A 22,954-nucleotide genomic window follows, 5' to 3' on the forward strand; every position below is an offset into this window, starting at 1 on the left:
GGCGGTGCTCTTTCTGATTATGATTGATTAGGTTTAATTACCCTTGATGATTCTTTTTACCATCACATCATCTCCTGCTCTAAGGGTGATAAGGTAAATACCTGTAGGCAGATCTGAGGTTTGAATCTCAATTCTGTGTTGTCCTTCGGCAAATTCTACTGCATTGGCTATCTGCATCATTTCTCTTCCTAGAATATCCATTAGCGTAATGCTCACCCGTTTATCTCCGTGAAAGTTGAACTGTACGGTAGTGCTTTCGATGAAGGGATTCGGGAAAACGGTCAGGTCGTGGAAGAATTTAGAGCCTTCTGCAGGTGCGTCAGAAATCGGACTGACCGATTCTTCTGTAGGCTCGTATCCAGGATCAACTATTGCCAATGCGGCAGCGTCAGGAGAAATGTCGGTACACGACTCCAGGTAGGCAGTGAAGGTAGACCCACTGCGCGCCCAGAAACCTTCACCAAGTGTTACCTCATCGCTGGCACGGAAGCTACCTTCTGAACCGCTGAACATTTCCCAATTGTTGACCGCAGAACTGTAACCCACAGTCTCTTCAGCCACAAAATTAATGGCTTCTTGATTGAACCAGTTGTAATCAGCGCCGTAGGTAGCATTGGCCAGCACAGTGGTATGGTTGTTCGTGGCGTTCTTAGATAGTACAAGTCTATCTCGGTTTCTATTATTCGGGCCTCCTTTTGCGTATGCGGTGCCACCGCAAGTGTAGGTCCCTACAGAACGTGAGAAAACATTTACTCTGCCGCATGCTCCTGTTCCACAAGCCGGTTGATAAGCCATAATGGTCCTGAAGCAACCAACTGTTGGTTCTCCATAACCGGCATATGGTGCAGTACCAGGCTGGGTGGGATTTACAAGATCGTGCGTGCAAAGCATATTATGCCCTAGCTCATGATGAAAAGTAAATACCCCGAAATTACCAGTTCCTGTCACGGAAAAGGTGTCTTCATAGTCAAGCGATAAATAGGCAATTCCACCGCCATCATTGACAATTAAAGCGCACATGTCTGCATCAAACAGGGTCCGATTGCTATGAACATCATCCATAAATCCATCTGATGTGGCCCGCCACCTTGATAGGTCAGTTCCTAAATCACCCGATTCGGTGTATCCCACATTGTAGGCCATTGCGAGTTCTATATTGAATCCGACCTGTGCATTGTCATAAGCTGCATTTGCCAAATTCACTTGATTCGCTAATTCGGCCAAAATACTGGTGTACTGACCCTGAGCAGAAGTGGTGAAGCCAACGAGTACACGGATTTTACATTCTCCGGTAGCTTTCGGTAACCCTATATCCTCCCAAAGCATATCCTCGTTTTGAGGAATACCTTCTTTGTCGGGTACATAGTCATAATCCAGCTCTGTATCGCCGTGTTCACAGTCTTCTTTGGGCATCATACTCGAGTCTACCTCATAGAATACATGTAGGCCTTTTCCAAGCGGAGTAAGTGCAAAAATTCGTGTTCCCAGAGTAAAGTGCGCAACAAGCTCATCTCCATTGATGACCATGTTTACATCACCAAACTCCTGTTCGGTATTAATCGACCCGCACCAAGATACAAGGCTTGCATAATTCTCTCCGCGTTCATTCTTGATCACGGTATAGCTTTCGTGTTTGTTCGGTTGGAACGTAAACGAATTTCCTTTCAATGCTTCCAAGTTCACTTCGACGAATTCGAGTGAATGGTTCATTGCATTGTCTGTAACGGTTTTCAGAAAGTGCCCTTGTTCTCTGTCTAATCCTGGATCCCCCACATTCGTTAGTAGGCTTTGCGCCTGAATGGAGGAAAATCCCATTATGGAAAGACATAGAATGCCAACCCACCTGAAAACCGCCTTGTTGTAGTTTGCGTTTTTCATGATTGGTTTAGTTTTCAAGTGCTTCAATTCTTTCTTTTAACTGATCGTTTTCTTTCTTGAGCTCAAGAATGTAGAGTGTTAATTCCTCCAGCTTTTCAACGGTTACACGTTGCATTTCTCCCAACATGATTCCGTCGGCTTCTTCTACTTCTGAAGCTGATGGAACGCCTGGAAGATGATTCTCCGTTTTGATGTACTCTTCGAGTTCATTCAAATTCATCATAGAGTAGTCATCTGCGAAAACGTAGTCAGGCCAGTCTTGGCTTAATTGAACTTTGAGCTCCTCGCAAATCATTTTTCCATCTACGGCTACTTTAAAACCTGTTGCTCCATTTATAGCGCCGAACCCAACTCTCAGATCACCTGATACATAGTGATTTCCTGCGGAATACATGGCCCAGTTAGTAGTTCCACCTGATGCAGAACCATAAACACCTATGCGCGTACCTGCCGAACCTGAAGCCGTTCCATAGACACCGGTAGTCGTTCCCGTGTAAGTGGTTCCATTTCCAAAACCATAGACACCTCGGTATCCACCTGAAGCGTCTACTCCGTATCCATAGCCGGGGGCTATCACGGCATCAGCGTTTACTGCTCGTACATCTGAATTTCCTAAATTGTAATTCCCCGTAGCATTGATCACTGCTTCTGTATTGTCCGTTTCTCCCTGAACATCCAGCTTCGCAGTAGGCGTGGATGTGTTTAAGCCGAGTCGTGCATCAGCTCTATCCAGCCACATGGTATTATTGGCAAAGTTGATGTCTCCACCCCAAAAGTTTAAGTAAAGTAAACCTTGGGATCCGCCTGTATAAGCTTGAATCTCATTATTATCAAGTGCAGTATAAGTAGTTGCACTACCTACGGTAAATGCAGATGAAGAAGTGGATCCGTTAAATCCTCCTCCAACGCGCAAGCTGTTGTTAAAAACAGAGTTTCCCGCTACTGTAATTCCTGATCCGGCATCCGTTACCGAACCTGAAATTAGTGAAGATCCGTTCCATCTGGGTATGCGGTTATTTGCTATGACACCTACCTGTGGATCTACCTCTGATGAGATGTAACCAGCTGCAGCATGATCACCCCAGTTAAATGCAGATGTCCACTGTGCAGAGTTACCTCCGCTCGCTGTGATGCTAGAAGTTGAAACCATTTGTCCGGTGTTGGCATTGATGTTCAGTACCGAGGTCCCTGCAGAATTGCGAAATTCATAATCGGATGGCCCAAAGTAAAGCCCGATATTCGCATTAGCGGCAGAACGTAGAGCATAGTTATTTGGAGCAACGATGTAAGACGCCGATGGCGAGAATTGAAGATCAGTTGTCATTTTACCGTCAAGTGCACTAAAACCAAAAATGGGATTGGCTCCACCATTCAAGAACTCATAACGTGAGTCGGTATCGTTAAAGTAGAGTCCGAAATTCGGTTGATTTATATACCGAAAGGCATATCTATCAGGGCCTACTAGAAAATCACTACCTGATGAAAAGGATAGATTACTTCTCAAATCACCATTGGCAGCACCTATCGCGAAGATTGGTGATGCCGCACCATTTCTGAATTCGTACTGAGAATTGGTAGAATTAAAGAACAATCCGAAATTGGGATTTCCAGTAAACTGAAAGGCATACTGATTCGGACCAATATTAATTGTTTGCGCGTTGGCCAAATTGTACAGGCCCGAGAATAAAAGAAGTGCCACGGCAAAGATGCCGTTTTTGATGTGGTGCCTGTGACCACGGAGTAGATTGGTTTTCATTGTGATTGGTATTTGGGTTATAAATTGATTTCAATTTGTATCCAAACACAAAGCAGCAAGAGACTAGATAGCAATAGCAGAGCTAGATTGTCGGTTGGTTGGTTGCTTTGATTGGTTGACTAAAAGTAGTTAAATTATTGACAGTTGGTTCTTGGGAATCCAAAATATCACTAGTATTTGCGAGGAGAAATGATCGATGTAATCAGAATTAGAGCTCAAAGTGTCATAAAGACAATGGGTTGTGAGTCCGTCTGTTTTAGCATGCTTCAATGAATATTCAAATGTGTTTTAGTAGGAATACTATAGTGTCTGTAAATAGAATTGACAATCATTTATAAAAAGCTAAAAGAATACAGATTGACCTGAATTTCGCCAAAATAGGATCAAATCAGACTTGAAAGAGAGATCGAGTAAATCATCTTCAGCATACTCAAAGGCAATTGAATTCGATAGATAAGAGCAAAAATTACAAGCGATTCATTTCAATCTAGTGGATTATTGAAACTCTTGAAAAAGATGAAAAAATTCTAGGTGCGTTTAATCGACGCTAAAAAGATTGGATGTAATCCCCACTTGAACGCGGAAATCCTCATACTTTCCATCTACGAAGGCTCCCGTTACATCGATACGGAAGAGCCTGAATATATTCGACAGACTATAGCTCACTTCCGTATAATTATCTACAGAGGGAGTGATGAGGTGATTCACATTGATATTCTCAGTGAGGCCTGCCAATCTCAAAGTCGGAAATTGACTGAATACAAAACGGCGCAATTCCAGGTTTACGTAGGTGCTTAAATACTGATCATTGGTAGAGTAGAGGTGGTATGGTGCAATGGCATATCCCTTCAATTGATCGAAGCGTGTGAAGATGGTTTGGTTTCCCATAAAATGGGCGTAGTCCATAAAATCCATCCGCTTATTGGTGAAAAATGTACCTCCTTCGGTTCGCAGATTTAAGTCACCGAGCAGTCCCAGTGTCATGCTGTATTTTACCTCTAGTGAGAGTCGGTCATAATCCATAGTGGCATCGGCAATACCGGGAATGGCCTTCTCGTATCTCAACGTGAAAGTGGGTTGTTTATCTACTCGGTAATACTTGTCGTCGCGCTTATAGGCGTAAGCAAATGGAAGCCAAGTGGTGGATAGATTGACTTTAAATGCATCGCTTACGCCAAAAGCCGTAGATTCCAACTCAATGTTTTCAGGGCGGTTGGGAGTGTAATCCTTGTTTTCAGCGGGAAACCAAACCTGACCTGTTGTATTATATGTCTCCTTTCTGCTGGAGTAGTCCACCGATGCGGTTACCTTCCATTTGGTGGAGACGTTCTGCCTCCAATTTACTTCAACGAAATCCCTATCGTATACCTTCATGAAGTTGTTTTGAGCAAGCAGGCTTGTGAAGGTATTCGTAAAGGGTAGAATGGCTTCTTGAGAATTGAATTGCGAATAGTACGCCCCTCCGCTAAGGCTTACCTTTCCCTGTTTCAAGCCTTGGCCATAAGTATAGCCTGTGCTCACTTTTCCAAAACCCTTACCGCGTGAAACGGCATATCGAAAGACAGGCAATATCTCCAGCCGGTTCTTGTTTTCAAAACGCTTATAGTATTTCAGACCGTACTCACCGTTCCATCCGTCCACTGTATTGTAGCGAATGGACAGAAGCGGATTTTTAATATTTAAGTAGTGGTCGTTTCCCAGGTCATATCCGCTACCCAGGATTAAGTCCTGCACTTTGAATCCCTTTTTCCCCGAAAGGGTGTCACCCTCAGCTTTTTTAGCGTATTCTGCTGCCAGGCTGTCTTGCAGGGCATAGCCTTTCACTTCGCTTTCCGTGAGTGGGACGGGCCTTACTTCTTTCCAGTACAGGCTGTCTTGCTTGTAGGCCAAGGTATCGATGTTGATTTTCCGTTCAAAGACTATATCGGGCTCGTCTTGTTCCTTGCGCTCTTCTTTTGCGTATTCGCGCATTAGCTTGCGCAAATCTTTGGTAGATACTTCTTCACCGTTGAACAGCTTTTCTTCCGTCTCACTTCGGGGCTTTTCCTTTTTTTCGGCAAGGGCTATTTCTTCCTGCTCGGTTTTGATGTCCAATACTTCAAATTCGGTGTCGAGGTCGGGGTTGACCTCGACGTCGTACTTACTCACAGTGGCTAAATATTCAAATTCAAATTCAAAACCAAAGAGTTTCCCATCGCCTTTAAAATGATGCGAGATCGGTAGCCAAACGTCGGGCTTGATCGGGGCGTAGTTTTGCTCAATTCCGATATTTATTCCTTGCGGGTGAATCATGAAGTCTACGCTATGAATACTCCATAAGTCTTCTACTATGTAGAGGTATCCCGACAGGAATTCTTCGTCGTCTACTCGCGGGGTAACTTTTATTTTATTGATGTTGTAATTGCCGTCTACGAATGTGCTGATGTACTCAAAACGGTAGTAGCCAAATGCTTTTCGCGAAAGCGGAGATACAACACCTGCCACCTTATCTTCATAAAAGCTTCCGTTAATGTAATTCATGGGACTCACATCTTGATCGTCGCCGCTCGTGCGAATGCTGATGACGTTTTCAGTATAAGTGGCAGGCCGCTCGTAAGTAACTTCCGTTACGGATTCTTGTACAAATGTGGCGGCAGTATCAATGCCTTCTTCTTCCATTGTTTTCCTCATGAACCACGGGTAGTCTACTAATCGTCCTCCTCCTTTGAGGTACACGATGCACGTGTATTTCTCCACCTGCTGGCGGTGGAAAGCGCTTTTGGCAATGGCCTTTCGCATGATCTTGTACGCGGGATCTTCTTTCCCTCCGTCTATCTCTGCGGCGTTTAGCGTATAGGCTTGTTTGGTTAAAACTACATCCACGGTAATCCAATCATTGGCCACCGTTACTTTTTTAGCAGTGCTCGCATAACCTAAGTATTGGTAGTTTAGGTTGTATGTTCCCGGGCTTAGCTTGATTTCGTAAGTACCGTTGATATTCGTAACGCTACCCGATCCCGTTTCGGGAATGAATATCGTGGTAAACGAAAGTGGATTTCCTTCTTGATCGATAACTCGACCGCGCACTCCCTGGGTGTAAGCAGCCATATTTAACAAGAGGCAAAACAGAATGGCTATTGGTGGGATAGTTGTCTTCACATTCATGTGACGGATAGGTCGGATAAAAGTTAACACCTCATTTCAAATTTCCTGCCGTTAACCATTCGGCAGCCATTGGAAAATGGTCTTCGGGACAAGTTCGAGCCGTCAACATATCGATGTGGTCATAGTCTTTATGGTTGCCATTTTTTTTGGAAAGTAGTATAAACTCTGTTGAGTCTCCTCCCGTTTCAGCCATCAATCTCCTAACATCTTGTGGGTTTCCCAAGACCTTATCGTTAATTCCTGCAAAGAAGAGAGCGGGCGGGAGCGTTTTGCATTGAAGCTTTGCCGCCATATCTTCTCCGGTTTGGAAGTCGCACCATTTGGCTGATCGCACCCACTTAGCCGTCTCGCGGTAAAAATGTGCCGGCTCATTGTCACTTCCCATTTTCAACTTCACTGCGGGCAAATATCCCATCATTGAAGTCGATAAATTCCCCACTGCCGACCACATGATGTCAATCATAAACAGACGGCTGAGCGATCGAGTAGCCAGTTTTCTTTTGGAGCCAAAAAATACCATGGGCCCGATGGTTTCGGTTGTACCGAACTTGGCATACCAAGCCAAAGCCAATACACCACCCCAAGAGTGTCCTCCCACTCTGATTTTTTTGGTAGGATAAAAGGAGCGGATATAGCGGATGTAATCGTTAAAGTCGCCATCGATAAACTGCTGCTGACTGTGCTCAAAACCTCTGGCCGCTTTCGGTGTACTTTTCCCCTTACCGGGAAGGTCGGGAACAAAGACATCAAAACCCTTTTGGGCCAAAAAAGGTGCGAAGCCTTTTCCTGAAGCAGAATAGAAGATCCGTGAATTTTCGATACTTCCATGTATCAGCAATACCGGTATGCCGCAGCCTTCATTTGGTGTAAACCGATGTATACAGGTTTGGTATCCCTTCGGGTGTTGAATGAGTTCGGAGGAGTATCGTTCTTTCAAGCGTGTAAATATAATTGAGTTTTCAGTGAGTTCGAACAGAGGATATCCTTAAAAATATATCTAATACGAAAACCTATATTTGCCGCAGAATTTCTTTTCCGTGAGACGATTACTCATTCTTATTCTACTGCTGGGCTTTGCAAAGATGACAGTTGGACAAAGGGGATATTCCTTCGGTCCGATGGCGGGATTAAACTTCAGCAAGGTTTCAAAAGGGGTGGAAGATGTGTCGGGTACTGCTCGGCCATTCATCGGATTTTACGGACAGTACCACTCTACCAAATTCCTTTCGGCAGAATTGAACGCGGCCTATTCCATGCGCGGTGAAAGATTTGACCAAACAACCCTCCGCTTTGAGAGCAACTTCATTGATGCACATGCGCTGCTGAGGATTCATTTTCTCAATGCCTTCTCTTTCAGTTCAGGTATCGGATATTACTATGCTTTGAGTGCTCGGGCGATCAATCGCGAGAGTACCCAAAGTGTCTTTGAGCGAGATTTTGAAGACGTGTCAAGCCTAACGCAAATGGTGGTGCCGCTGGAATTGGGATTTCAGTTTCACAATGAGGCCACCCTTCACTTCACATATGGTATCGGCTTAAATGGAGGTTTTAATAATGCTGCCGTGACTTTCCGTTTTCCCATTCGAGTGACGCCAACAGAACAAAGGCCACCAAGCCGACGGATGGTGGCAATGAATCAAATCAGAGATTTGCGCAGAGGAGCACTTTTGGTGCGGCTCCCAACCTCCCAGCCTTTGATTACTGCCTTGAACGAGCGGGGAGCGACTGATAAAACCCAAGAAGTGATTAGAGCTGTGGAAACGGAGAACCGAGCTATCGTTTCTGCATTTAAGGCGAACTACTCATTTTCCGAGGTTTATTTCTTCTACAGCAATTATTCTGAAGACATTCGAAACGGCAATTTTTCCTCTTTAATGAATGCCGACTTTGACAACGTTTCTTTTGTCCGGGGAGATAGCTTGCCTGATTTCTTCATTGCCGAGTTTGCCAACCTAAAGCCTGACACGGCGCGCTACTACATTGACACGCGAATTGAGCCCGACCCCAATGGCGGCTTGCGTCGGGTAAAGCGCTATGGCGATAGTGATATTGGTGCTGATTTTCGCGCATTGGTGATTAAGGATCATAACTTCGTACAGCTCTGCGATCCCTTTCCTTACTATGTGAGAAGCTTTAAGAAGAGCTATAGGGAGACTCCCGAAGAATTGATTTTCTTATTCCCACTGTTGCCTTTTCTCAATATTGACCATGCCATTACCGTAAGCAAGCTAAATAACAAGCTCAGGCGGTTTGGGAATGTTGAGTAAAAGAAGATTAATCCTCATAAGGCTGGGTTCTCAATATATTTCCCGCTTTACATCTCTGGACCTCAATCAGTTATCCCGACTAAACTTATTCTACCACAAAGCGCTCTGTCCCAAGAATCCCATCTGCCGAGGTCACCTGCAAGAGGTAAATGCCCGCGGCCAATCCTGCAATGTCAAAAGTCCCATTGGCTCCTTTCCAAGGGTAAGCAACCACAGTGCGGCCTGACATGTCCAAAACAGTTAAGCCCGAGAGTTGAGACTCCACTTCTGATGAAATGCGAATCTTGATCATATCGTCAGTGGGATTCGGAAAAACGGTAAAAGCTATTCGAGGGTGATCTTGATCTCGGCTGGATAGAATCGCCTCCTGCCCGCAGCTACTTTCACCTTTGGAAAAGAAAACCACCTCCGTAGCTTCTCGCCAAGAGGTAAATGTGCCAAATCCATTTCTATCTACTTCGTGCAGGTATTGCCCCAATCCGGGTACGTACTCGTAGCTCGTGATGGGAGGAGGGCCATTGGTGTCGAACCCGCACCAAGCGTCGTGTTCTTCGCACCTGGCAAATGGCGAAGAAAGACCGCCAAAACCTATGCGTACGTCTCCACAAAAGTCTCGCTGAAACAAAAATTCTTGAAAGCTACCATAAGCATTGAGGCCTGCGTCTTTTCTTCGGTAAAAAGGCATTGACGCCAAGGTATCAAAACGCGCATAGGCCAATTCTTCCGTCCATTCTTCAAAGTTCAGTTCGCCTTGATCAAATGATTGGTGCACGACGGTATAGCGCAAAGTATCCGCTTCTTCCATTCGGTTCAGGAAGATACGATTCAAGTAGCTAACTTCTTCAATGGGATTGGGGCCAAACGGCTCCGACTCGAAATAGGAAATCTTGTATTGTATGGTATCACCTACTTGGAAATCGTAGATCATTTCGCCTGTCAAGAGGGTCAGGCTTTCACCGTGATTGGCATCGCCTATGAGCGTTAATGGCATTTCTACTTGTGGGAATTCATCCACCTGAAAGAAATCGATCAGTCCCGTGTTTTCGCCCACTGTGATGGCACTTCCGTGCAAAGGCGTCAATAGCTCAGCTCCATCTGTATTGTAATGTCCTATTCGGTAAGACTGCACCATCTCCATGCTGCCAAAAACCATTTGTTCAGTTTCGCTTTCATAGATCATCGCAAACAGTTCGGATTCGTTTTGGTAGAATACCGATGAATCGGCAAGGAAGTCCAGCCGCAGGGTGTCGCCACTCAAAGTGTAAAAGTCGTAGGCAAATGGCACAGGCGAAAAGATCATATCTCCGAATCCGGTAGAACCGGTATTGGCAAAGCAGCCTCCCCAGCCGAAACACTCGTCGGGATCATTTTCGTCAGGCTGAAAATCAGCATCTTCTGAAAGATTCATGACAGAATGCAAGTAAAACACCGAGATAACATTTCCCCAGTAGAGGGAGTCCATCTTCAATGTATAGTTACGTTCCCACGTCTCTTCGAGCGGAGCAAATTCCTTTGAAGTGAAATCATTGAACAAGAAGAAAGGCTGAGCACTAATATTCCATGTCACGAATAGGAACAGGCAGGATAGGAGTAGATTTTTCATTGATTCGGTTGATTGGATAGGTTAGTGGAAGTTCTATCAAAAATAGTAGGATTCGGCGATTGACCAAGGTTATAAAAACAGCGAGGCGGTTAATCCTAAGAAGTTGTTAAATCTCCTCTCCACCTCCTTTGATAAACCCACCCACGATATTACATTTGCCCAAACAAAATTGAACCCATGAACATTCACGAATATCAAGGTAAATCTATACTCGAATCTTTTGGCGTGGCCATCCAACGCGGCCTTGTAGCCGATACAGCCGAAGAGGCCGTTGAAGCCGCCAAGAAAATCAATGAAACAACCGGTTCGGAATGGTTCGTGGTGAAAGCTCAAATCCACGCTGGTGGACGTGGAAAAGGTGGCGGTGTGAAAATCGCCAAAAGCCTCGATGATGTAAAGACCATCGCAGGAGATATTATCGGGATGGATCTCGTGACTCCTCAAACTCCGCCTGAAGGAAAGTTGGTAAGCAAAGTCCTTGTAGCCGAGGATGTGTACTACCCCGGCGAAAGCGAGACTTCTGAGATCTATATGTCGGTATTGCTTGACCGTGCACACGGTAAGGTGACCATCATGTACTCTACCGAAGGTGGAATGGACATCGAAGCTGTTGCAGAGAAGACTCCTGAGTTGATCTTCAAAGAAGAAATCGATCCTGGACTTGGTATCCAAGGATTCCAGTGCCGCAAGATTGCCTTCAACCTTGGCCTCTCAGGCAAAGCCATGAAGGAGATGACGAAATTCGTGCGCTCATTATACAACGCTTACGTCGGTTCGGATGCCTCTCTTTTTGAAATCAACCCGGTGTTAAAAACATCTGATAATCGTGTGATAGCGGTAGATGCCAAGGTGACCTTGGACGACAACGCTCTGTTCCGTCACAAAGACTACGCAGAGATGCGCGACAAGACCGAGGAAGATCCTACGGAAGTAGAAGCGGGAGAAGCCGGTCTCAACTATGTGCAGCTAGACGGAAACGTAGGTTGTATGGTAAACGGTGCCGGACTGGCCATGGCTACCATGGACATCATTAAACTATCCGGAGGAGAGCCTGCCAACTTCCTCGATGTGGGTGGTACGGCAGATGCTGAACGTGTGGAGAAAGCTTTCCGCATCATACTTCAAGACAAGAAGGTGAAAGCCATTTTGGTCAACATTTTCGGTGGAATCGTGCGCTGCGACCGTGTAGCTCAAGGTATTGTAGATGCTTACAAAAACATTGAAGGAATAGACGTGCCGATCATTGTGCGTTTGCAGGGTACCAATGCCATTGAAGCCAAGCAACTCATCGAAGATTCAGGACTTGAGGTTCACTCAGTGGTCTTACTGCAGGAGGCTGCCGATAAAGTCAAAGAAGTACTAGCGTAGTTCAGACTTCTGCAAGTTATTCTAGGGCTGAACTAGAAAGATCGATAACAACGCTCGCGTAGGGCAATAAACCGATGATTTGTATGTCAATGCGATGTCCTGAGCGCAGTCGAAGGAACTGTTTATAGGCCAAGTGGAAGGCAGATATCGGGCTTTATAGACAGCCTTTGCGATTAAATCTGCGTATACCGGTACGAACTATGCTACGTTTACAAATAGGTATGCCCAAGCTATTGCTCCTTATAGCCTTCTTTTTGGCTATGGCTGTACACGCTCAAACTCCCGAAAATGCAGAGGAGGTGGACGGTTTGTACCTATTGGAAACGGTGATTGTCGACGGTGATACCATACCCGTAGTTACCCTCAGACCCAAGCGTGTATCAGCTTACCGCAAAAGTCGTAGCCGACGCTACCAAAGGAAATGGGACAAGATGCACCGCAATGTGATCAAGGTTTATCCATATGCCAAAGTGGCGGGAGACCTGATCAATGAGTACAACCGTAACTTGGAGGCCCTCGAAACGGAGGCGGAACGAGAGGCCTATCTGGATCAATGTGAGGAAGACCTCAAGGCTGAATTTGAAGGAGATCTTCGCAAGATGACAACCAGTCAAGGGCGAGTGCTCATCAAGCTCATCGATCGTGAAACGGGACAGACGAGCTACGAACTCATTAAAGACCTTAAGAGTGGTTTTACAGCCTTTATGTGGCAGGGAGTGGCGAAGCTATTTGGCACCGATTTGAAAGACCAGTACGATCCCAATGCCAACGAGACAGACGATATAATCGAAGAAATCGTTCTTCAAATTGAGGATGGTAGCATTCCCGTGGCGACGCGCGAGATTACCACCAAAGCCGCTGAAGAGGTATTGGCTAATAAGAGTGATCGCTTACGCAGGAAGATTGAGCGGGAGAAGAAGCGGAATGCTAAGAAGTGATTTTAACCTTTAAGGAGAACGGAGCCACACATTTTCAGACCTTTGATTTGATCTTAAATCTTTGAACGATCTACCCGGAAGCTAGTCGGCTTTTTTGAAACTCACCCTAGCTTTTGCTTTCTTGTCGCTGTCCAGATACAGTTCAGCGCCTTTTTCCAATTCGATCATCTTGGTCTCTTTCGGCTTGATCGTGCATTTGTTCACGACCTTGCCATCCATTTGAACGCGGATGACAAATTCGTTTTTGCTATTGTTTTCCACTACGGCAATGCTTTTCTCGTTTGAGTATGGATTGATCGCCGCATCTTGTCCTTCACCCAGACCGGTTATGGACATACTTTGGGAAGGAGGGAGAACAAAAATGTCATCTTGGGCATTGGCCTGTAGTACAAATAATGCGAAAGCTAAATAGAGTAGTTTCTTCATGGTTAGGTTTTTAGTGGTACCCTCTTAAACGTGATTTTCTATCACATCATATGCGCACGTTGATGGTAAACCACAACTTTTAAAGGAAACCAGAGCAATCAACATTCAAAGCCAACTAGCAATATACTCTACTTCCTGAAATTCTCCGACACAACCAATTCCTTGCTTCCGCGGGTGTGCTTGTAGAAACCTTCGCCTGACTTTACGCCGAGCTTTCCTGCAGTTACCATATTTACCAATAAGGGACATGGAGCGTACTTCGGATTACCAAAACCGTCGTGCATTACGTGAAGGATGCTGAGGCACACGTCCAATCCAATAAAGTCAGCTAGTTGAAGAGGACCCATCGGGTGTGCCATTCCCAGTTTCATCACGGTATCAATTTCTTCCACACCCGCTACCCCTTCGTGCAGGGTGATGATGGCTTCGTTGATCATCGGCATCAAGATTCGATTAGCTACAAAGCCAGGGTAGTCGTTTACCTCAGTGGGTACCTTGCCCAGTTTTTTGGAAATTTCCATCACCGTGTTCGTTACTTCGTCAGAAGTGGCGTATCCACGAATAACCTCTACCAATTTCATCACCGGAACAGGGTTCATGAAGTGCATGCCGATTACCTTATCCGGGCGGCTGGTCTCAGCGGCTATTTGGGTAATGGATATCGATGAGGTATTGGTCGCCAAGATGCATCCTTCGGGAGCATGGGCATCCATATCACGGAATATTTTCTTTTTGAGATCGGTGTTTTCAGTGGCTGCTTCTACAACGAGGTCGGCATTTGCCACTCCCGACTTCATATCGGTGGAGGTTTTCAATCGTCCCAAAGCGTCTGACTTATCGGCTTCCGATATTTTCTCCTTCGCGATCATTCGGTCCATGTTCTTACCAATTGTGGCTAAAGCTCTTTCCAAAGCATCTTGCGAAACGTCGATCAACTGCACGTTGTATCCGTTTTGAGCAAAGACGTGAGCGATTCCGTTTCCCATGGTTCCTGCTCCGATTACGGCGATGTTTTTCATAATAAGGTGGTGTTTTGTAGGTGGTGTTTTATTTTCCGTCTCCTCTGATAACGGTGAGGAGGGTGTATGCCATTATTTTAAAGTCAATTGCCAGCGACATGTTTTCGATGTAAAGCACGTCGTATTTAAGTCGCTGTACCATTTCGTCTACATTTTCGGCGTAGCCATACTTTACTTGTCCCCAGCTTGTGATGCCCGGCTTCACTTTTTGCAAGTGGCGGTAGTGCGGGGCTACTTCTAGAATCTGATCAATGAAGTATTGCCGCTCAGGACGAGGGCCTACCAAACTCATATCTCCCTTGATCACATTGAAGAATTGAGGCAATTCGTCGATTCGGGTCTTTCGCATGAATAGACCAATGGGAGTAATTCGAGGGTCGCCCTCACTTGCCAATTTCGGTGTGTCCGTTTCGGCATCCTCGCGCATCGAGCGAAATTTATAGATAAAGAAAGGTTTATTGAATTGTCCGATTCGCTCCTGCTTAAAAATGATGGGCCCGGGTGAAGTAGATTTCACTAAGATACCTACAATGAGGTAAACGGGAGCCAGAATGATCAGAGCTGAAATGGATGCTGTTACGTCAAGAAAGCGCTTCAAGAACTTCTGCCACTCGGGCATGATCTGCGTATTGATCTCTATGAGTGGAGCACCGAAAATACTCGACATCTTCACGGAGCCGGCTAAGATGTCGTAGATATCGGGGATGATCTTGATCCGAACATCCAACCCTTCCAGTCGACTTAATATCCCACCAAGGTTTTTGTGTTCGGAGGTTTCTACGGCTATGATGACTTCTTCGGCGGCACTTTCTTTAATTACTCTTTCGATGGAGTCAAACTTTCCCAACCATGGCAGCTCTGCTTCGAGCAGATGATCTTTTCCGTTGATGCTGACGTACCCGACGAAATTAAAACCCGGGGCAGGCTTCATTGTTTCCATCTCCCGGTACACGTTGAGTGCCTCTTCATTTCCACCAATAATAATGGTGTTGAATCCGAGCTTGCGTTTGTGTATTTGTTTTACCGTTCGGGTGGTCAGTACAAAGCGAAAGGTAAAAGTGAGGGTAAAATGAACGCCCAGTAAAAATAAGATGGAGCGGTAGTAATTTTGGTAATTGGCAATCTGATCGTCGATGAGGACTGTGAAGAAGAGTATGATTACCCCGATCACAGTCGAAAACATGACCTGACCAAGCTCTTTGAGTCGGTGTCTTCGGTAAATGTTTTTATACATTCCCAGAAGGGCATAAAGCGATACCCAGAAAACGGGAATCAATATAAGGCCGTAATAAAATCGGTCGTCGTACTCTAAAGGTATCGGGTAGCCAAATTTGGCCGGCTCGATCACTTTTTTGCGGAAGCTGAAAAAGAGGAACCACGCCAAGCCTGAACTTAGCACATCAAAAAGAACGTACTTCGATGTTTGTAGAGTTCTATTCATAAGCTAGCCGGGTAAACGACTTTCATATTATCCAGGTAAATAATGGCTTGTTGATCAGTGGTTGTTTTGACGGCTTCCAGGTAGATTTGAAAATCGTTGGTTTGACCCAGACCTATCTCGTTAGTCAGTTCGACATATATCTTAGTCCACTCTTCCGTGGGGTTTAGTCCTAAGGCAAATATTTTGGTCACAGAAGGGTTTCGGGTTCTTATCCCTATTTCGAGGGGATTGTTACCGCGATAGTCGAGCTCGAGGTACACGGTAGATCCCGGATCTATATCAGACAGGTCCCACTCTGGTTCCTGGGAGTACACTTCAAAGACGGGGAAATCATCATCCAAAATAATCTTTCCACTACTTGATCCGGTTAGAACTTCGTCGTCGTTTGATGTATTGATGATGGGCGTTCCATTGATTTCTGCTGGCTCCCAAACGTTTCCAATATTTTCGAATCCTTCGAATAAAAATCCCAACTGGCCAAACCCATCCGAATCAAAATACTCAAATTGTGCAAGGCTGTCTTCGCTAATGGGACTGACCAAGCCAGGCTTGAGGTCTATATTGGTTTCGTAAAAAGCGTAGAAAGGGTATATGATTCGATCAGAAGAAATGCCATTGTTTCTAATACCTCCACCCAGGGTGATTTTGGTTGGGCCTTCCTCCAGAATGGGTACACTTCCGGGAAGTTCGATAGTACCTACGAAAAAGTCATTGGCAAAAACGTGGGCATCGATGATTTCGCTGGTATTGGTTCCTTGGCTACCGTCAGAGTCCACAATGAGATCTGCTGCTTCTATGTACACAAATGACGGGATGGGTTCGTCTTTGTCAAACACATCACACGCCGAAACTAAAAGAATTAGAAGGCAGTAAAATTTTCTCATAAGTGCATGATAGGATCGATGGGCCGCAAAAATAGAAAATGCGGGGCATTCGTCACCTATAATAACCGTAAACTCTAGAGATAACGCCGAAAATGTTTAACCAATTGTGCAGGGGCTCAAGAATTTGATCCTGTTGGTGTGCTCATTTTTAGCTTGGCCTGAATCTTATAAGCCACGTCCAATGCATTGTAGCCGTCTTCTACGGTTACAGGCGGAGTAGTGTTGTTTATGATGGCTTCCGCAAAACTCTCTAATTCATCTTTGATGGCATTGTTAGGTTCGATGGTGGGCTTCTCGAAGAAAATTTCTTTTTCACCGCGACCTTCTCCTAAGTCAATGCTCATAGAAAATGGATCGGGCTCTCCTTCGATGTCGCGCATCTTCACAACTTCAGTCGTTTTATTTAGAAAATCGACTGAAACGTAAGCGTTTCTTTGAAAGAACCTTGACTTGCGCATATTCTTCAGTGAGAATCGGCTGGCAGTCAGATTGGCCACGCAGCCATTATCAAATTCAAGGCGGGCATTGGCAATATCAGGCTCATCGCTTACGATAGCTACACCGCTGGCGCTGATGCGCTTGATGTTTGATCCGACGACGCTTAGCACGATATCCAAGTCGTGAATCATTAAGTCGAGTACGACGGAAACATCTGTTCCTCGCGGGTTGAACTGAGCCAATCGGTGTGTTTCTATAAACATCGGATTATCCAAATCTTTCCTCGCCGAAACGAAAGCGGGATTGAATCGTTCGACATGACCTACCTGCACCTTTACATCCGCTTCACGCGAAAGCGACATTAAGGATTTTGCCTCCTCAATGGTATTGGTGATGGGCTTTTCAATAAAAACGTGTTTGGACTTTCTGATAGCTACACTAGCGCAAGTGTAATGACTCAGGGTAGGTGTTACGATATCAACGACATCTACCGCATCGATAAGTTCGTCCATGTCGGCAAACTTTTTCACCCCTAGTTTCTGCGCAGTCTCTGTGGCCGCTCTTTCATCGGGATCATAAAATCCAACCAATTGATATTGCTTCAATTCCTTGATGCATTTGATGTGGATCTTGCCGAGGTGACCTGCACCTAAAACTCCGATTTTAAGCATTATTCTTTGCGTTTTTACAAATGTACGCTCTGTGATTTCGCTCATCAAAGAATGCTGTCAAAATTATCAACAGTTTGATTTTTCATTTAGATCAGCTGCTTACACGGGCTACTTGATGAAAATCGAAATCTTTGATTTTTTGTTGGAGTCAGGTTATTACATTTGTTCATTCATGAAGGTTTTAGATACACATAAACACCAAGGACTGCGACGTCAATTGGTAAGGACACTGATTGATAAGGGTATAAAAAATCAACCCGTATTGGATGCCATCGGATCGATTCCCAGGCATGTGTTCATGGATTCTGCCTTTCTTCAATTTGCATACGAGGATACCGCATTTCCTATCGGGGCAGATCAGACGATCTCGCAACCGTATACCGTTGCGGTGCAAACCACACTTTTGGAAGTAAAGCATGGTACCAAAGTATTAGAAATTGGCACTGGTAGCGGATATCAAGCAGCGGTGCTCAATGCTATTGGCTGTAAGGTGTTTTCAATCGAAAGGCAGAAGCTGCTTTTTAAAAAGGCCAAGAAAAACCTCGCCGATATGAACACAACGGTGAAAGGGTTTTATGGAGATGGGTACAAAGGATTGCCGGCTTTCGTTCCTTTCGAGCGCGTCCTGATTACTTGTGGGGCGCCTTTCGTTCCTCAAGCTCTTCTCGACCAATTGGTCGAAGGCGGGATAATGGTGATTCCCGTAGGAGAAGGTGCTGATCAAGAAATGCTGAAAATCAGAAAATTGGCCGACGGAAAGTATGAAGAAACCCGTCATGGAGGTTTTCGATTTGTACCCATGCTACCAGACAAAGAAGGTGTTTAAAGAAGCTTCTGATAATAAATCGCAAGAGAAAGAGTTTATTTGTCCGTAACCCAATCAGAAATGATGAAGAAATTAGTGCTTAGTTCTGCGTTTATAGCAATGGCCGCAGCAGCCTTTGCCCAACCTGTTTCAAAAAAAGGAGAATCTTATTTGCCTCGAGAAGGCGATTGGGCCGTGGGAATTGATGCCTCGCCGTTTTTGCGTTATTTCGGTAACTTCTTTTCACAAGCAGATAACCCAGCACCATTTGCCGAATACACCAATGACCGATTGGCGATTACAGGCAAGTACTTCGTTCGCGATGACTTTGCATACAGAGCCGGCTTTCGCCTAAATGTCTTTAACGATAAGATTCGTGCTTTTAGTCCCGAGTTTAGTGTAGATCCTACCAATACGACCGTAGAAGATTCTTACAGTCGAACTTTTACCAATGCTTTCCTCTCTTTTGGAATCGAGAAACGAAAAGGGAAGACCCGAGTTCAAGGATTTTATGGAGCAGAGGGGTTTATTGGCTTCGGCACCGAATCACACAAGTTTGAATACGGTAATGACATTACTCAGGAGAATACAAGCCCGATTAGAACCGAGTTCGAATTGCAGTTTCAAGATGACCCGCGCGAACTGACTAATTTTTCTGAAACGGGTGCTTTTATGACAGAGTTTACCAAAGGTGCTCAATTTACTCTTGGAGCTAGAGCTTTTATAGGCGCCGAGGTTTTTCTTTTCCCAAAAATGTCGCTTGGTTTTGAGTACGGAGTGGCCATGGGCTTCTCATACGAAGGCAATAGCGAAATAGTGGAAGAGCAATGGGCAGTGCCTGTTGGCGGGAGTGCTGAGCAGTTTGTCACAACCATTAGTAATGAGGGAGGAAGCTCATCATTTAAATTCGATAATGACCTCTCCGGAGGAGCCCTCTTCCTGACCTTTTATTTCTAATTTCGCAGGTCAGAGCTACCGTGACTTGAAAATACTTGCTGCAGAACAGATTCGAGAGGCTGACGCCTACACCATTAAAAATGAGCCGATCAAATCGATCGATTTAATGGAGCGTGCTGCGGCCAAGTGTTTTGATTGGATATATGAAAATGCGCCGCGCTTATTTGACTCTAAGAACACTGAAGAAAAAGATTGGCTTTTCAATGTTATAGTAGGTCCCGGAAATAACGGCGGTGACGGTTTGGTCATTGCCAGAATGCTCCAACGCGTAGGCTACGACGTGGAGATTTCTTATGTAAAACTCACCAATAAGCCTTCTCGCGACTTTACAACCAATTTTGCCAAACTCGGAAAACTTAAAAAAGCTGTGGTTGAGATTTCTTCGGAGAAGGAGATAATTGATTATTCTCCGAATACAGTCATCATCGATGCCATATTTGGAACCGGTTTGAATCGACCTGCTGAGGGAATAGCTTCCTCGGTAATTGATAAAATCAATGAATCGGGGGCTACTGTGGTGAGTATCGACCTTCCCAGTGGAATGTTCAGCGAAGACAACTCTGAAAACAATCGGAATTCGATTGTGAGATCAGACTGTCTTCTCACTTTTCAAGTCCCTAAGCTGGCTTTTTTCTTAGCGGAATCGGCGCCTTTGATTGGTGAGTTGATCATTTTGGACATTGGATTGCACTCGGGTTTTTTGAATAAAGTCGAAACGAATTTCCATTTACTTACAGACGGTAATGTAGCTGCGATGAGGAGCCCTAGAAGGGTTTTTGATCACAAAGGAACCTTTGGGCATGCCCTGATCATAGCAGGTTCCGAAGGGAAACGTGGTGCCGCCATGATGGCCGTTCAGGGGGCGCTAAGGGCAGGTGCGGGATTGGTGACACTGCATACGGATAAATCAGGTGCCATACTTTTGCATGGATATGCCCCTGAGGCCATGGTTTCTGTCGATCCTTCTGATAATGGCAGGCTTACGGAATTGCCTAATTTGAAGAAGTATAATTCCATTGCAATTGGGCCGGGATCGGGAACAGCTGATGAAACAGCCAAAGCCTTAAAGCTCTTAATCCAAAACAGCCATGTTCCCCTTTTGCTCGATGCGGATGCGCTCAATATTTTGGCAGAGAATCCTACTTGGCTCGCTTTTTTGCCGAAAGGCAGTATCCTCACGCCCCACCCGGGGGAGTTTGCCAGACTGATTAGAGATAAGAAAACCCATTACCAAAACATAGCATCCCAAATCGAGCTGAGTAGAAAATACGGCATCTATATTTTACTGAAAGGTGGTAAGAGTACCTTGAGCCTGCCTGACGGACAGGTATTGATCAACAATACAGGTAATCCGGGCATGGGAACGGGTGGAATGGGAGATGTTTTGACAGGTATCATCGCTGGCCTTTTGGCGTCTGGATATCAACCGATGCAAGCCGCTGCATTGGGAATGTATATTCACGGTAGAGCTGCCGATATAGCTCTGGAAAAAGAAAGTGTAGAATCTTTAATTGCCACTGACGTTGTAAAGTATCTTGGCAGGGCATTTCAATCATTGTAAGATGAGAATGAGAATTTTTTTGATAGCCGCATTGGCACTATTGATAGTTGGTTGCGAAGATGATCAGCCAATAAAAAGGGGAATAGATCGGCCCTCCCTTGGGTCGGTAGGAGCTTCTTTTCGAATCAGACTGCTCAATGCGCAGGGTCTCACTTATGGAGATTCACTTCACTTTGAAGTGAAGTCAGATTCACCTGATCAGGACATTGCCACGATTGAGATAAGCGGAAAAGACGATAAAAAGCCCTTTGCTACAGTTTCTGAAAACGATTTTAAAGTGGCCTCTGAATTAACAGGAGGGGGAGAGGTAAGGCTAAAGTTCAAAGCCATTTACGAAGATGGAAAGTCTACCACGCGCTACAAGGAAGTTATGGTTAAGCCAACATCTGCACCAGTTGACTGGAAATTTGATGTGGTTAAAAAGTATCCTCACGATGTGAGTGCCTACACCCAAGGTTTCTTGGTTTATGGCGGCTATATCTACGAAGGAACGGGTAATTATGGCGAATCGAGATTGAGACAATTGGATCTCACTACGGGCGAGTTGATCCAAGAGAAGAGTTTGAGCGAGGATATTTTTGGTGAGGGGATCACCATTTTCAACGACAAGATTTATCAGGTGACATATAAGTCGGGAAGAGGGTTTATCTATGATCGGGAGAGTTTTGCTCAGCTCGATGAATTCACTTATTACACCGAAACCTCAGAAGGTTGGGGACTCACGCACAACAACTCTTATTTGATTCTTTCAGATGGGTCGTCATTCCTCTTCTTTATCGATCCAAACACCATGGAAGTGCAGAAGCGACTGAATGTATTCGATGAAAACGGAAACGTAAATCGACTAAATGAATTGGAGTTCATAGATGGTAGAATCTACGCCAATATTTATACAGAGCCATACATCGTCGAGATAGATGCGAGTAGCGGCCAGGTCATCAATCGATACACGGCTCTAGGGATTGTAGATCGGGCCGAAGCCAACTCTGATATGGATGTATTAAACGGAATAGCCATCAATCCGCTCACCGGGAATTTACTCGTGACAGGCAAATACTGGAGTAAGATCTACGAGGTGAAGCCTGTTCCTTTGGAGGGGTCTTAATATTCCAATTCGCCGAGGCCTTGCCGCACGATTACAGGCTCTCCATCAGTAAGATCTACGATGGTTGAGGCTTCATTATTTCCCATGCCACCATCTATCACTGCATCGACCAGTTTACCGTACTTTTCATGGATCAATTCGGGATCTGTGGTGTATTCCAGTATTTCGTCATCATCGTGCACCGAAGTAGCGATGATTGGATTACCGAATTCTTTCACAATTTCGCGGGCGATGTTGTTATCAGGAACTCTGATTCCGATGGTCTTCTTTTTGCTCTTAAAGATTTTAGGAACGTTTCCGGTAGCATTGAGAATGAAGGTAAAAGCTCCGGGAAGTGATTTCTTCAATAGTTTGTACTCGGGGGTGTTCACTCTGGCATATTCGCTGATGTGGCTCAAATCGTAGCAGATGATAGAAAAGTTAGCCTTCTCAGGCTTCAAGCCTTTTATTGCTGCAACTTTGGCTATTGCTTTTTGATTCATCAAATCGCAACCGATACTGTATACGGTATCGGTGGGATAAATAATGAGACCTCCATTCCTTAGAATGTCTGCAACTTCTTGAATTCTTTTTGGATTGGGATTATCCGGATAGATCTTGAGAATCATAAGCGAGAGTATTGAAGACTAAAATTACTATTCTGAAACAAAAAAATCCGCACTAAGAGCGCGGATTTGAGTTTGTTTGTTCTTA

The 22,954-nt window shown here is 45.0% G+C and carries 18 protein-coding genes; 7 read left to right on the top strand and 11 right to left on the bottom strand.

Going from position 1 to position 22,954, the window contains the following annotated elements; all coding sequences use genetic code 11:
- Positions 1-33: 33 nt before the first annotated feature.
- The 4 genes from O3Q51_02370 to O3Q51_02385 form a co-directional block, all read right to left on the bottom strand.
- Positions 34-1,878: a zinc-dependent metalloprotease gene (locus O3Q51_02370; GenBank protein ID MCZ4407637.1), complete on the bottom strand. Its 1,845-nt coding sequence runs from the start codon at positions 1,876-1,878 to the stop codon at positions 34-36.
- Positions 1,879-1,885: 7 nt separating this feature from the next.
- Positions 1,886-3,634 carry a hypothetical protein gene (locus O3Q51_02375; protein MCZ4407638.1) on the bottom strand — a complete coding sequence of 583 codons (1,749 nt, stop codon included), beginning with the start codon at positions 3,632-3,634 and terminating at the stop codon, positions 1,886-1,888.
- A 537-nt stretch (positions 3,635-4,171) separates the two neighbouring features.
- Entirely contained in the window at positions 4,172-6,721 is a 2,550-nt protein-coding gene (locus O3Q51_02380) for a DUF5686 and carboxypeptidase regulatory-like domain-containing protein (GenBank protein ID MCZ4407639.1), read from the bottom strand.
- A gap of 88 nt (positions 6,722-6,809) precedes the next feature.
- Positions 6,810-7,715 (bottom strand): alpha/beta fold hydrolase, encoded by a 906-nt coding sequence (locus O3Q51_02385; protein ID MCZ4407640.1) that lies wholly within the window; start codon positions 7,713-7,715, stop codon positions 6,810-6,812.
- Between the two features lie 100 nt (positions 7,716-7,815).
- Here O3Q51_02385 and O3Q51_02390 point away from each other — a divergent pair, with 100 nt between their 5' ends.
- A complete protein-coding gene (locus tag O3Q51_02390) occupies positions 7,816-9,045 on the top strand; it encodes a hypothetical protein (protein ID MCZ4407641.1) in 1,230 nt (409 codons plus the stop codon).
- 85 nt (positions 9,046-9,130) lie between these two features.
- Here the strand turns inward: O3Q51_02390 and O3Q51_02395 are convergent, their stop codons facing one another.
- Positions 9,131-10,648: a T9SS type A sorting domain-containing protein gene (locus tag O3Q51_02395; protein ID MCZ4407642.1), complete on the bottom strand. Its 1,518-nt coding sequence runs from the start codon at positions 10,646-10,648 to the stop codon at positions 9,131-9,133.
- A gap of 177 nt (positions 10,649-10,825) precedes the next feature.
- Here O3Q51_02395 and sucC point away from each other — a divergent pair, with 177 nt between their 5' ends.
- Positions 10,826-12,016: an ADP-forming succinate--CoA ligase subunit beta gene (gene sucC, locus O3Q51_02400; GenBank protein ID MCZ4407643.1), complete on the top strand. Its 1,191-nt coding sequence runs from the start codon at positions 10,826-10,828 to the stop codon at positions 12,014-12,016.
- Between the two features lie 221 nt (positions 12,017-12,237).
- A complete protein-coding gene (locus O3Q51_02405; protein ID MCZ4407644.1) occupies positions 12,238-12,954 on the top strand; it encodes a DUF4294 domain-containing protein in 717 nt (238 codons plus the stop codon).
- 81 nt (positions 12,955-13,035) lie between these two features.
- On the opposite strand, the gene O3Q51_02410 is transcribed toward O3Q51_02405, so the two are convergent.
- The 5 genes from O3Q51_02410 to O3Q51_02430 all read right to left on the bottom strand — a co-directional run bounded on the left by O3Q51_02410 (position 13,036) and on the right by O3Q51_02430 (position 17,833).
- Positions 13,036-13,380, bottom strand: coding sequence for a hypothetical protein (locus O3Q51_02410; GenBank protein ID MCZ4407645.1), 345 nt, complete (start codon positions 13,378-13,380; stop codon positions 13,036-13,038).
- 128 nt (positions 13,381-13,508) lie between these two features.
- A complete protein-coding gene (locus tag O3Q51_02415) occupies positions 13,509-14,399 on the bottom strand; it encodes a 3-hydroxybutyryl-CoA dehydrogenase (protein MCZ4407646.1) in 891 nt (296 codons plus the stop codon).
- 28 nt (positions 14,400-14,427) lie between these two features.
- Positions 14,428-15,840, bottom strand: coding sequence for a sugar transferase (locus O3Q51_02420; GenBank protein MCZ4407647.1), 1,413 nt, complete (start codon positions 15,838-15,840; stop codon positions 14,428-14,430).
- A complete protein-coding gene (locus O3Q51_02425) occupies positions 15,837-16,724 on the bottom strand; it encodes a hypothetical protein (protein MCZ4407648.1) in 888 nt (295 codons plus the stop codon). Before O3Q51_02425 ends, O3Q51_02420 begins: the two co-directional genes overlap by 4 nt.
- 116 nt (positions 16,725-16,840) lie before the next feature.
- Complete coding sequence (locus tag O3Q51_02430) at positions 16,841-17,833, bottom strand: Gfo/Idh/MocA family oxidoreductase (GenBank protein ID MCZ4407649.1); 993 nt, start codon at positions 17,831-17,833, stop codon at positions 16,841-16,843.
- Positions 17,834-18,005: 172 nt separating this feature from the next.
- Here O3Q51_02430 and O3Q51_02435 point away from each other — a divergent pair, with 172 nt between their 5' ends.
- The 4 genes from O3Q51_02435 to O3Q51_02450 are packed head-to-tail and all read left to right on the top strand — an operon-like array spanning position 18,006 to position 22,261.
- The gene (locus O3Q51_02435) at positions 18,006-18,659 is read left to right on the top strand and encodes a protein-L-isoaspartate(D-aspartate) O-methyltransferase (protein ID MCZ4407650.1); all 654 of its coding nucleotides are present in this window, start codon (positions 18,006-18,008) and stop codon (positions 18,657-18,659) included.
- Positions 18,660-18,719: 60 nt separating this feature from the next.
- Complete coding sequence (locus tag O3Q51_02440) at positions 18,720-19,595, top strand: hypothetical protein (GenBank protein ID MCZ4407651.1); 876 nt, start codon at positions 18,720-18,722, stop codon at positions 19,593-19,595.
- A 25-nt stretch (positions 19,596-19,620) separates the two neighbouring features.
- Positions 19,621-21,156: an NAD(P)H-hydrate dehydratase gene (locus O3Q51_02445; GenBank protein MCZ4407652.1), complete on the top strand. Its 1,536-nt coding sequence runs from the start codon at positions 19,621-19,623 to the stop codon at positions 21,154-21,156.
- A gap of 1 nt (position 21,157) precedes the next feature.
- Positions 21,158-22,261, top strand: a complete 1,104-nt coding sequence (locus tag O3Q51_02450) for a glutaminyl-peptide cyclotransferase (protein MCZ4407653.1) — start codon at positions 21,158-21,160, stop codon at positions 22,259-22,261.
- Here O3Q51_02450 and O3Q51_02455 read toward each other — a convergent pair.
- The gene (locus O3Q51_02455) at positions 22,258-22,869 is read right to left on the bottom strand and encodes an L-threonylcarbamoyladenylate synthase (GenBank protein ID MCZ4407654.1); all 612 of its coding nucleotides are present in this window, start codon (positions 22,867-22,869) and stop codon (positions 22,258-22,260) included. The two genes, O3Q51_02450 and O3Q51_02455, sit on opposite strands and share 4 nt — an antisense overlap.
- Positions 22,870-22,954: the final 85 nt, after the last annotated feature.

This window comes from Cryomorphaceae bacterium 1068, assembly GCA_027214385.1.
In the GTDB taxonomy this organism is placed as follows: Bacteria; Bacteroidota; Bacteroidia; order Flavobacteriales_D; family Cryomorphaceae; genus JAKVAV01.